10 protein-coding genes are annotated in these 11,778 nt (G+C 69.9%); all 10 read right to left on the reverse strand.

All coding sequences use genetic code 11. The features are described from left to right. Positions 1 to 47: 47 nt before the first annotated feature. Positions 48 to 725 carry a protein-tyrosine-phosphatase gene (locus tag ACFY3C_RS12310; RefSeq protein WP_386579065.1) on the reverse strand — a complete coding sequence of 226 codons (678 nt, stop codon included), beginning with the start codon at positions 723 to 725 and terminating at the stop codon, positions 48 to 50. Further along, the gene (locus ACFY3C_RS12315) at positions 722 to 1,369 is read right to left on the reverse strand and encodes an L-threonylcarbamoyladenylate synthase (protein WP_386579067.1); all 648 of its coding nucleotides are present in this window, start codon (positions 1,367 to 1,369) and stop codon (positions 722 to 724) included. Before ACFY3C_RS12315 ends, ACFY3C_RS12310 begins: the two co-directional genes overlap by 4 nt. 52 nt (positions 1,370 to 1,421) lie before the next feature. After that, positions 1,422 to 2,267 (reverse strand): peptide chain release factor N(5)-glutamine methyltransferase, encoded by an 846-nt coding sequence (gene prmC / locus ACFY3C_RS12320; RefSeq protein WP_389181666.1) that lies wholly within the window; start codon positions 2,265 to 2,267, stop codon positions 1,422 to 1,424. Positions 2,268 to 2,296: 29 nt separating this feature from the next. Beyond that, positions 2,297 to 3,364, reverse strand: coding sequence for a peptide chain release factor 1 (gene prfA / locus ACFY3C_RS12325; RefSeq protein ID WP_386579070.1), 1,068 nt, complete (start codon positions 3,362 to 3,364; stop codon positions 2,297 to 2,299). A 106-nt stretch (positions 3,365 to 3,470) separates the two neighbouring features. Further along, a complete protein-coding gene (gene rpmE, locus ACFY3C_RS12330; protein ID WP_030672379.1) occupies positions 3,471 to 3,695 on the reverse strand; it encodes a 50S ribosomal protein L31 in 225 nt (74 codons plus the stop codon). A 170-nt stretch (positions 3,696 to 3,865) separates the two neighbouring features. Beyond that, positions 3,866 to 4,993: an LCP family protein gene (locus ACFY3C_RS12335; RefSeq protein ID WP_386579073.1), complete on the reverse strand. Its 1,128-nt coding sequence runs from the start codon at positions 4,991 to 4,993 to the stop codon at positions 3,866 to 3,868. A gap of 157 nt (positions 4,994 to 5,150) precedes the next feature. Next, positions 5,151 to 6,866 (reverse strand): trypsin-like serine protease, encoded by a 1,716-nt coding sequence (locus ACFY3C_RS12340; RefSeq protein ID WP_390770881.1) that lies wholly within the window; start codon positions 6,864 to 6,866, stop codon positions 5,151 to 5,153. Between the two features lie 249 nt (positions 6,867 to 7,115). Further along, complete coding sequence (gene rho / locus ACFY3C_RS12345; RefSeq protein WP_390770695.1) at positions 7,116 to 9,113, reverse strand: transcription termination factor Rho; 1,998 nt, start codon at positions 9,111 to 9,113, stop codon at positions 7,116 to 7,118. A 403-nt stretch (positions 9,114 to 9,516) separates the two neighbouring features. Beyond that, the gene (thrB, locus tag ACFY3C_RS12350; protein ID WP_386579077.1) at positions 9,517 to 10,434 is read right to left on the reverse strand and encodes a homoserine kinase; all 918 of its coding nucleotides are present in this window, start codon (positions 10,432 to 10,434) and stop codon (positions 9,517 to 9,519) included. A 282-nt stretch (positions 10,435 to 10,716) separates the two neighbouring features. Next, positions 10,717 to 11,775: a threonine synthase gene (gene thrC, locus ACFY3C_RS12355; RefSeq protein WP_386579078.1), complete on the reverse strand. Its 1,059-nt coding sequence runs from the start codon at positions 11,773 to 11,775 to the stop codon at positions 10,717 to 10,719. Between the last annotated feature and the right edge of the window lie 3 nt (positions 11,776 to 11,778).

Raw genomic sequence — 11,778 nt, forward strand, 5'->3', positions numbered from 1 at the left:
GGTGACGTAGGTCCAATGTAGGCCCGGGACCGGTGGGGTGCGCGGTGTCACATCCTCGCGGTCACACCCGTCAGCGCGGTCACCACCGGATCCAGCGCCTCATGTATCTCGTCCCCGATCGACCGGAAGAACGGCAGCGGTGCCCCGTACGGGTCGTACACCTCGTCCGCCTCGGCGGTGGGGGCCAGCAGCCACCCGCGTAGAGCCGCGGCCGCACGGACCAGCGCCCGCGCCCGCGCGACCACGCCGTCCTCCAGCGGCGGCAGCGTGGCCGGATCTATCGCCCGGACCAGACGGGTGAACTCCTTCAGCGTGAACGTCCGCAGCCCCGCCGAGTGCCCCATCGAGATCACCTGGGCCCGGTGGTCCCGCGTGGCCGTCAGCACCAGATCGGACGTGATGACGTGCTCGTCGAGCAGTTCCCTGCCGACGAAGCCGGAGGCGTCCGCGCCGAACTCGGCCAGCACGGCCTCCGCGTTGGCCTCCATGGGCGCGCCCTCGTGGCCCCAGGTGCCCGCGCTCTCCACGATCAGCCCGCCGCCGAGTACGCCGAGCCGCTCCGCCACGAAATGGCGGGTCAGCCGCTCGGTGATCGGCGAGCGGCACACGTTGCCGGTGCTGACGTGGAGGATGCGGAAGGTGTCGCGCGGAAACCCGAACGTCGTCGTCTGTTCCGCCGCGCTTTCCCCGTTGCCTATGCCACGCCCCGCCTCAGGGGCCGTCAATTCGCCACCTCGAGGTCGGGTACGACCTTCCGCAGCTCGTCCGGGGAGATCGCACCCTCGCGCAGCAGCACCGGAACCTGGCCGGTGACGTCCACGATGGACGAGGGCACGTTGCCCGGGGTGGGGCCGCCGTCGAGGTAGACGGAGACGGAGTCGCCGAGCATGTTCTGGGCGGCGTCGCAGTCCTCCGGCGCCGGGTGGCCGGTGAGGTTCGCGGAGGACACGGCCATGGGGCCGACCTCGGTGAGCAGCTCGATGGCGACCGGGTGCAGCGGCATGCGGACGGCGACCGTGCCACGGCTGTCGCCGAGGTCCCACTGCAGGGACGGCTGGTGCCGGGCGACCAGCGTGAGGGCACCCGGCCAGAACGCGTCGACCAGTTCCCAGGCCAGCTCGGAGAAGTCCGTGACCAGGCCGTGCAGGGTGTTCGGGGAGCCGATGAGGACAGGGGTGGGCATATTGCGGCCCCGGCCCTTGGCGGCGAGCAGGTCGGCGACGGCCTCGGAGGAGAACGCGTCGGCGCCGATGCCGTACACCGTGTCGGTCGGGAGCACCACCAGCTCGCCCCGGCGGACCGCGGACGCGGCTTCACGCAGACCCGTCACGCGGTCGGTCGCGTCGTTGGTGTCGTATCGCCGTGCCATGTCTAGCGGGCCTCCTCGTACACGTACTGCCGGCTGGAAGTCGTCGGGGTGGTCACGGCAGCGCCCTGCGGGCGGTCGCGAACCGGGGGCGGTTGTTGAGGTCGGGGTGGTCGGCCGCGTCGGCCCAGCCCCGCTCCTCGGTGAAGATCCACGGCACCTGGCCGCCCTGGGTGTCGGCGTGCTCGATGACGACGACACCACCGGGGCGCAGCAGCCGGTGCGCGGTGCGTTCGAGGCCCCGGATGAGGTCCAGGCCGTCCTCGCCGGAGAACAGCGCCAGCTCCGGGTCGTAGTCGCGGGCCTCCGGGGCGACGTACTCCCACTCGGTGAGCGGGATGTACGGCGGGTTGGAGATGACCAGGTCGACCTGTCCGTCGAGGTCGCGGAAGGCGTCCAGGGCGTTGCCCTGGCGCAGGTCGACCCTGGACCCGGCCACGTTCTTGCGCGTCCACACCAGGGCGTCGTCGGACAGCTCCACGGCGTGCACGCGCGAGCGCGGGACCTCCTGGGCGAGGGCGAGCGCGATGGCGCCCGAGCCGGTGCACAGGTCCACGATGCAGGGCTCGACGACGTCCATGGCGCGCACGGCGTCTATGGCCCAGCCGACCACGGACTCGGTCTCCGGCCGGGGCACGAAGACACCCGGGCCGACCTGGAGTTCCAGGTACCGGAAGTAGGCCCGCCCGGTGATGTGCTGCAGCGGCTCGCGCTGCTCACGCCGGGCGATGACCTCCCAGTAGCGGGCGTCGAAGTCGGAGTCCTTGACGGAGTGCAACGCGCCCCGCTTCACGCCGTGCACGAACGCGGCGAGCTCCTCCGCGTCGTTGCGCGGCGAGGGCACGCCGGCGTCGGCCAGCCGCTGGGCGGCCTGGGCCACCTCCGCGAGCAGCAGGTTCACGCAAGTCCTCCGGGTAACTCGTACGTGCCTTATGCAGCTGCCAGCTTCGCCGCCGAGTCGGCGTCGACGCAGGCCTGGATCACCGGGTCGAGGTCGCCGTCCAGGACCTGGTCCAGGTTGTACGCCTTGAATCCGACGCGGTGGTCGGAGATGCGGTTCTCCGGGAAGTTGTAGGTGCGGATCTTCTCGGAGCGGTCGACGGTGCGGACCTGGCTGCGACGGGCGTCGGCGGCCTCCCGCTCGGCCTCCTCCTGCGCCGCGGCGAGCAGCCTGGAGCGCAGGATACGCATCGCCTGCTCCTTGTTCTGGAGCTGGCTCTTCTCGTTCTGGCAGGAGGCGACGACTCCGGTCGGAAGGTGCGTGATGCGCACCGCGGAGTCGGTGGTGTTGACGGACTGGCCGCCGGGGCCGGAGGACCGGTAGACGTCGATCCGAAGGTCGTTCGGGTTGATCTCGACGTCGACCTCCTCGGCCTCGGGGGTGACGAGCACACCGGCGGCGGAGGTGTGGATACGGCCCTGGGACTCGGTGGCCGGCACACGCTGCACGCGGTGCACACCGCCCTCGTACTTCAGCCGGGCCCACACGCCCTGGCCGGGCTCCAGCTGCCCACGGGCCTTCACGGCGACCTGGACGTCCTTGTAGCCGCCCAGCTCGGACTCGGTGGCGTCGATGACCTCGGTCTTCCAGCCGACCCGCTCGGCGTAGCGCAGGTACATGCGCAGCAGGTCACCGGCGAACAGCGCGGACTCGTCGCCGCCGGCGCCGGCCTTGATCTCCAGAATGACGTCCTTGTCGTCACTCGGGTCGCGCGGGATGAGCAGGAAGCGCAGCTTCTCGGTCAGCTCGTCGCGCTGCTTGTCCAGCTCCTTGACCTCTGCGGCGAAGTCAGGATCGTCGGCGGCGAGCTCGCGCGCGGTCTCCATGTCGTCGCCGGTCTGCTTCCAGGAGCGGTACGTGGCGACGATCGGGGTCAGCTCGGCGTAGCGCTTGTTCAGCTTGCGCGCGTTCGCCTGGTCGGAGTGGACCGACGGATCGGCGAGCTTCTTCTCCAGATCGGCGTGCTCGGCGACGAGTTCCTCGACGGCCTCGAACATCTTTCGGCTCCTGTACTGCTGGGGGAGGGGTGGCGGGCGACCAAAAACGCCGGTCCCGGGCACACCCGGGTGGGGGCGCGACCGTGGACCGGCGAATTGGGGCTCGCTACTTCTTGGAGCCGGCGGCAGCCTTGCCGAAGCGGGCCTCGAAGCGGGCCACACGGCCACCGGTGTCGAGGATCTTCTGCTTGCCCGTGTAGAACGGGTGGCACTCGGAGCAGACCTCAGCACGGATGGTGCCGGACTGGATCGTGCTACGGGTGGTGAACGACGCGCCACAGGTGCAGCTGACCTGCGTCTCGACGTACTCGGGGTGGATGTCGCGCTTCAAGGTTTCTCCTAGATTCCGGGAGGGCGCCGGGTCGCCGTCGCGGGCTGCGAAAGCGTGAACCGGAGCCGACGTACCAGTCTGCCAGGACTGGCGCCATCCCCCAAAACCGGGGGGCGTCGTTGTCTATTCCCCGGGGGTGAGCGGGCTCAGGTCCCTGGGGGTGAGCGGGCTCAGGGAGTCACCACGCCCTTGGCTTCGCCCGTGGCCGTCCCCTTGGTCGCCGCCGCCGGGATCGGTCGGTCGTTCTGCAGGGCGTCCCAGACCAGCTGGGCCTTCGCCTTCGCCACCAGGACCCGGTTGAGGTTGGCCGGGTCGTACTGGACGGGCATCGTGACCATCTTCGTGTGGGACGAGCTGATGCCCTTCAGGCCGTTCGCGAAGTCCGCGAGGGCGTTGACCGAGCCGAGGTCGGAGTCGGTGGTGACGGCCTTGGTGGCGGTGTCGGCGAGGTCGTACAGGTTCTTCGGGCTGCTGAACACGCCGACGTGCTTGACCTGGTCCATCAGCGCCTTGACGAACGCCTGCTGGAGCTGGATGCGGCCCAGGTCGGAGCCGTCACCGACGCCGTGCCGGGTGCGGACCAGGCCGAGCGCCTGCTCCCCGTCCAGGGTGTGGGTGCCGGCCTTGAGCTTCAGGTGGCTCTGCGGGTCGTCGATGTTCTCGGTCGTGGTGACCGGGACCCCGCCGAGGTCGTCGATGAGCTTCTGGAAGCCGGCGAAGTCGACCTCCAGGTAGTGGTCCATGCGGATGCCGCTGAGCGACTCGACGGTCTTGACGGTGCAGGCCGCGCCGCCGGTGGAGTACGCCTCGTTGAACATCACGCCGGACGCGGCCGGATGCGTGGTGCCGTTGGTGTCGGTGCACTCGGGGCGGTCGATGAGGGTGTCACGCGGGATGGAGACCACACTGGCCTTCTTGTGGCCCTTGTAGACGTGGACGATCATCGCCGTGTCGGAGCGGGCGCTGCCGTCGTCGGTGCCGCCGCCGAGCTTCTTGTTGGAGCCGGAGCGGGAGTCCGAGCCGAGGACCAGGATGTTCTCGGAGCCGTTGTCGACCTTCATGGGCCGGTCGGCGCCGAGGGCCTGGTTGATGTCGACGCTCTTGATGTTGCCGTTGAGCTTGAAGTAGACGTATCCGGCGCCGGTGCCGCCCAGCACGACCACGCCCGCGGCCGTCCAGGCCACGGCGAGCAGAGCCTTGCGGCTGCTGCTGCGGGGCTTGCGGCGGCTGCCCTTGCCACGGGATCCGGTCTCGCCCGGCCCCGGTATGCCGGGCTCCGGCGTGCTCTCGGCGGACACGTCACTCCTAGGTCTCGTCCATCACACCATCGTCGCTCTGTCTGGTCAGACGGAGGAACTCGGGCAAGGGTTGCACAACGCAAAGTGCCCATCGCGTACGGCGATGGGCACTCTGTGTGACCACGTCACCTCGGTGAGCCTCGGCTCACCAGGGGTTTCAGCCCCAGATGTCGTACTGCTGGAAACCGGTACCGACCGAGACACGTGTGGCAAAGATCTCGCTGGTCGCCTTGCCGGTGCCCTTGTACAGGTAGAGCGTGCCGCCGGAGGTGCGGGCCAGGAAGTCGGCCTTGCCGTCACCGCTCACATCGCCCACCGCGTCGAAGGCGTTGTAGCCGGTCCAGGCGCTGCGCACCTTGATGCGGGTGGAGAAGGCGCCGGATCCGGACTTGCCGGTTCCCTTGTACAGGTACAGGTCGCCGGTGCTGCTCTTGCGGGCGAGCAGGTCGGCCTTGCCGTCACCGGTGAAGTCGCCGTGGCCGCGCACCGAGTTGTACTGGTTCCAGCCCGTGCCGACCTGCACGCGGGAGGAGAAGGTGCCGTTGCCCTTGCCCGGGTAGATCCACAGGGCGCCGCCGGAGTCGACGGACAGGAGGTCGGGCAGGTAGTCGCCGGTGACATCGCCGGGGGCGATGATGCGGGTGCGGGTCTTCCAGCCGGTGAAGATCTTGGTCTGCGACCAGGAGCCGCTGGACAGGACGTAGTGCATCCAGTAGACGTCACCGGTGCCGCTGTCGCGGACCACGAGGTCCTCGATGCCGTCCCGGTTCAGGTCGGTCTGCAGGACGACGTTCACGCCGTTCCAGTTGCCCCAGGAGATCCGGGCGCCGAACGACGTGCCCTTGGAGTCCTTCTCGTAGCCGGTCTTGGTGGAGGCGTTGCGCACCCACAGGTCGGCCTTGCCGTCGGTGTAGCTCAGATTGCCGTCGTCGACCTGTGCGTAGGCGGCACCGACGTACGTGCTCACCTTGGTGAAGACGCTGTAGGCGCCCTTCTGCACACAGTCCACGACGCCCCAGGAGACGACGCCGACGATCCGGCCGTTCACCACGAGCGGGCCACCGGAGTCGCCGTTGCAGGCGGAGGTGGTTCCGGTGTCGCTGCCGGTGGCGGGGTTGCCCGCGCAGACCATGTGGCCCTTGACGAAGTCCGTGCTGTAGAAGCCGGAGCACGTGGTGTCCGACTGGATCGGCAGCGTGGCCGTCTTCAGCGTGTCGGAGATGTCCTGGGTGGTGGAGCTGGTGCGGCCCCAGCCGTAGAGCTTGGCGCTGGTGCCCGCGGCGTAGGAGGCGGTGTCGCCGGACGTCGTCATCCGGATCGGCGTGGCCTTGACCGGGTTGTCCAGCGTGAGGACGGCGATGTCGTTGTCGATGGTCGTCGCGCTGTACGACGGGTGGTTCCACTGGCGCAGCACGCCGGTCGCGGTGCCGCCGTGCAGGTCCGTGTTGCCGGAGCTGTCGCTGGTCGGCAGCTGGGAGGTGCCGGTGACGATGGCACCGTAGGCCTTCCAGTTGTAGCCCTTGACGCAGTGCGCGGCGGTGAGGATCTTCGTCGGCGAGACGACCGACCCGCCGCAGAAGAAGCCGAGGTCGTCGCTCTCGTCAGTGGTGCCCTTGTCGTCGTAGTACCAGAGCTGGGCCATCCACGGCGCGCTGGTGATGGTGGTCTCGCTGCCGCCGATGATCTTCGGGTCGACCGTGGCGGTGTTGGTGCTCGCGCTCAGGGACGACTTCTCGGTCGTCTGTCCCGCGGTGTCGTCACCGGCGAGGGCGCCCGCGACACGCTTCTCCAACGTGACGAGCGACGGCGAGGAGAGGGCCGGCTTGACGGTCGGGGTCGGTACCGAGGTGGCCGCCCCCGCGGACGAGGTCATCAACGCCGCGGTCACGGCCGCGGCGACACCGGCGGCGGCAAGGGGCAGGGCGAGGCGTATCCGGCGTCTGTGACGACCGCCGCCGGACGGAGCTGTGGACAAGAAAGTCCCCCCAGAGATGCATGAGTCGGAAGGGGCACGAGGTGCGCCCACTTCTCTCAGCGCCAAAAGGCCGCCCCCCGTCACTGATGACGGGGGGCGGCCTGGCCGACAGACAACCGAAGGACTTCGGCTGACCCAGCGGAGCGACTAGTCGCCGTTACCAGGCGTCGGCGTCGTCTTCTGAATCTGCATCAGGAACTCGGCGTTCGACTTCGTCTGCTTCATCTTGTCGAGGAGCAGTTCGACCGCCTGCTGCTGGTCCAGCGCGTGCAGCACCCGGCGCAGCTTCCAGACGATGGCGAGCTCGTCGCTGGCGAGCAGGATCTCTTCCTTACGGGTACCGGACGCGTCCACGTCCACCGCCGGGAAGATGCGCTTGTCGGCGAGCTTGCGGTCGAGCTTGAGCTCGGCGTTGCCGGTGCCCTTGAACTCCTCGAAGATCACCTCGTCCATGCGGGACCCGGTGTCCACCAGGGCGGTGGCGAGGATGGTCAGCGAGCCGCCGTCCTCGATGTTGCGGGCCGCACCGAAGAACCGCTTCGGCGGGTACAGGGCGGTCGAGTCGACACCACCGGACAGGATGCGGCCGGAGGCCGGCGCCGCCAGGTTGTACGCACGGCCCAGACGCGTGATCGAGTCGAGCAGCACGACGACGTCGTGGCCCAGCTCCACCAGACGCTTGGCGCGCTCGATCGCCAGCTCGGCGACCGTGGTGTGGTCCTCGGCCGGGCGGTCGAAGGTCGAGGAGATGACCTCGCCCTTGACCGACCGCTGCATGTCGGTGACCTCTTCCGGACGCTCGTCGACGAGGACGACCATCAGGTGGCACTCGGGGTTGTTGTGCGTGATCGCGTTGGCGATCGCCTGCATGATCATGGTCTTGCCGGTCTTCGGCGGGGCCACGATCAGACCGCGCTGGCCCTTACCGATCGGCGACACGAGGTCGATGATGCGGGTGGTCAGCACGCCCGGGTCGGTCTCCAGGCGGAGCCGGTCCTGCGGGTAGAGCGGGGTCAGCTTGTTGAACTCCGGGCGGCCACGGCCGTGTTCGGGCGCCATGCCGTTGACGGAGTCGAGGCGGACCAGCGCGTTGAACTTCTCGCGGCGCTCGCCCTCCTTGGGCTGACGGACCGCGCCGGTGACGTGGTCACCCTTGCGCAGGCCGTTCTTGCGGACCTGGGCGAGGGAGACGTACACGTCGTTCGGACCCGGCAGGTAGCCCGACGTACGGATGAAGGCGTAGTTGTCGAGGATGTCGAGGATGCCCGCGACGGGGATCAGGACGTCGTCCTCGGCGAGCTGCGGCTCGTTGCCGGCGAACTCGTCGCGGCCACGGCGGCCACGGCGGTCGCGGTAGCGGCCGCGACGGCCACGGCGGCCACCCTCGAAGTCGTCGTCATCCTGCTGCTGGCCGCGCTCCGGGCGACCGCCGCCGCCCTGCTGCTGGCCCTGCTGACGCTGGCCGCCCTGGCCCTGCTGGTCGTCGCCCTTGCCCCGGCGGTCCCGGTCCCGGTCCCGGCCACGCTCACGGCGGTCGCGGCGGCCACGGCCGTCGCCCTCACCGGCGTCACCCTTGGCCTCGCCCTGCTGCACGGTCGTCTCGGCCTTGGGCTCGGCCTTCGCCTCGGCGACGACGGTCTCGGTGCTGCTCGCGGCCGGGGCGCCCGCCTCGGCGGTGGCGCGACGGCGACGGCGCTCGGTCGGGGCCTCGTCTTCGCTCGCGCGGGAGGTGCCGCCGGCCGGCTGGCCGGGAATCTCGATCTGCTGCTGGGCCACGGCCTTGTCGGCGGGGGCCTGCGCGGACTTCTCCGCCTTCTTCTCGGCGGCTTCCTCGCCCGTCCGGGCCTTCGAGGTGGCGCGGCGCTTCGGCTTGGTCTCGGCGGGGGCCTCGGCCTTGGGGGCGGCGCCCCCACCGGCCTGGGCCTCCTTGATGACCTCGATCAGCTGGCTCTTGCGCATACGCGCGGTGCCCCTGATACCGAGGCCCGAGGCGACCTGCTGCAGCTCGGCCAGCACCATGCCCTCGAGGCCGGTACCACGGCGCCGCCGGGAGCCGGCACCGGTGGCAGGCGCGGAGGCGTCCGTGGCGGGCGCGGCAGCGGTCTCCTCGACACGTGCGCCCATCAGATCGGTGGTGTCGCTCACGAAGGGTCCTTCCCTGGAGCGGACGTCGGCCTGTCTGGCTCGGCGACCGGTTGTGCTGTCCGGCTACGGTCCTGTCTCTGCGAACCGTGCCGGGGCGGTGGTCCGCCAACGCGGCGGAAGAGATTTGCAGGTGATGGCGCTTCCGCGAACCGTGGCACCCAGTGTCACGTGGCGTGGTAGCACCGATTCCGAAGCGTGCCCGGCGGCCCGCTCAGTGCGCGCATACGACGTACTGCCCAGGTACGACACATGGAACACGGAGTGGCTTGGGAGGCTCCCGGAAGAGGGTCTGTCCCGGACGGGGACACGAGGCACCTCGCCATGGTGAGGTCGGGTGCAGACTTGAGGTTAACACTACCGGATCCAACAAACATTCCCCCTCTCCAAATCCGGCAAGCATGTGTCAGGTCGCAAGCGGCAGCACGCTCGCTCCCTGCATGTCCAGGCTCAGCCGGTTGGCGGCCCAGTCGGTGCCGGCCAGGGCTTCCACCTTGTCGGCGGTGCCGACGTCGGCCAGGGCCATGACGGTGGGCCCGGCGCCCGAGATGACGGCCGGGATCCCGTCGGCCCGCAGCCGCTCCACCAGCGCGGCGCTCTCCGGCATGGCCGGGGCGCGGTACTCCTGGTGGAGGCGGTCCTCGGTGGCGGGCAGCAGCAGCTCGGGGCGCCGGGTGAGGGCCTCGACGAGCAGGGCGGCACGGCCCGCGTTGGTGGCGGCGTCGACATGCGGCACGGTGCGCGGGAGCAGGCCGCGCGCGGTCTCGGTCAGAACCGGCTTCCCGGGCACGAAAACCACCGGAACGATGGAATCGTTCGGCTCCATCCTGATCGCCCGGGCGGCGCCGGCCTCCATCCAGGACAGGGTGAAACCGCCGAGCAGGCAGGCCGCCACGTTGTCCGGGTGGCCCTCGATCTCGGTGGCCAGCTCCAGCAGCGCGGCGTCGTCGAGCCGGGCCTCGCCGCCTATGGTCACCGCGCGGGCGGCGACGATGCCGGCACAGATGGCGGCGGAGGAGGAGCCCAGGCCGCGGCCGTGCGGAATGCGGTTGGCACAGACGATTTCGAGGCCGCGGGGCTGTCCGCCCAGCAGATCGAAGGCGGTGCGCAGGGAACGGACGAGCAGGTGACTCTCGTCCCGGGGCAGGGTCTCGCTGCCCTCACCCGCGATGTCGATGTGCAGCCCGGAGTCGGCCACCCGGACGACGACGTCGTCGTACAGCCCCAGCGCGAGGCCCAGGGCGTCGAAGCCCGGACCGAGATTGGCGCTGGTGGCGGGAACGCGCACCCGGACGGCGGCGGCGCGGAACGCTGGACCGGCCATCGCTCGAAGACTCTCCTTGAGCTGCGTGACTGTCGAATGACATCCGATGGAGTCGAATGTCACCCGATGGAATCGATGGACATTCGATGACGTACGAAGACCCTTCGGGGCGCGGTGACGGCGCGACCCCGTGCCCACACGCAGGGGCATATGCGGTAGGCGGGTTCAGTACAGCCTATCGAAGGAAGGTTCTGCCGCGACATAGGGCGCACAGGAGGCGCACGATGCGTGTCGTAAGCCCCCTGTGCACCCTGACGCGGGTTACCCCTGCTCAGGCAGGTTTCAGGCCAGGCCGAGGCGCTCGGCCGCGGTGGCCGCGTCGACCGGGACGGTGACCGGCTGCGGGGCGCCGGCGACGGCCCAGTCGGGGTCCTTCAGACCGTTGCCGGTGACGGTGCACACGATGCGCTGTCCCGGGTCGACCTTGCCCTGCTCGGCGGCCTTGAGCAGACCGGCCACGGAGGCGGCGGAGGCGGGCTCCACGAAGACACCCTCCTGCGCGGCCAACAGCCGGTAGGCGCGCAGGATTTCACGGTCCGTCACCTCGTCGATGGCACCGCCGGACTCGTCCCGGGCGGCCAGGGCGTACTGCCAGGACGCAGGGTTGCCGATGCGGATCGCGGTGGCGATGGTCGACGGGTCCTTGACGACCTCGCCGCGCACGATCGGGGCACTGCCGGAGGCCTGGAAACCCCACATGCGCGGAGTCCTGGAGGCGATGCCGTCGGCGGCGTACTCCTTGTAGCCCCTCCAGTAGGCGGTGATGTTGCCCGCGTTGCCGACCGGGAGGACGTGGATGTCGGGGGCGTCGCCCAGCATGTCCACGATCTCGAAGGCGGCCGTCTTCTGGCCCTCGATACGCACCGGGTTGACCGAATTGACCAGCGCCACGGGGTAGTTGTCGCTCAGCTCGCGGGCGAGCGTGAGGCAGTCGTCGAAGTTTCCGTCGACCTGGAGGATCTTCGCGCCGTGCACGAGGGCCTGGCCCATCTTGCCGAGCGCGATCTTCCCCTGCGGCACGAGCACGGCGGAGACCATGCCCGCGCGCACGGCGTAGGCGGCCGCACTCGCCGACGTGTTGCCGGTGGAGGCGCAGATGACGGCCTTCGCCCCCTCCTCCTTGGCCTTGGAGATGGCCATGGTCATGCCGCGGTCCTTGAAGGACCCGGTGGGGTTGGCCCCCTCCACCTTGAGGTGGACCTCACAGCCCGTGCGCTCGGAGAGCACCTGAGCGGGCACGAGGGGCGTGCCGCCCTCGCGGAGCGTCACGACCGGCGTGGTGTCGGAGACCGGCAGCCTGTCCCGGTACTCCTCGATGATGCCGCGCCACTGGTGAGTCATTGC

The organism is Streptomyces sp. NPDC001410, from assembly GCF_042895235.1.
Classification (GTDB): Bacteria; Actinomycetota; Actinomycetes; order Streptomycetales; family Streptomycetaceae; genus Streptomyces.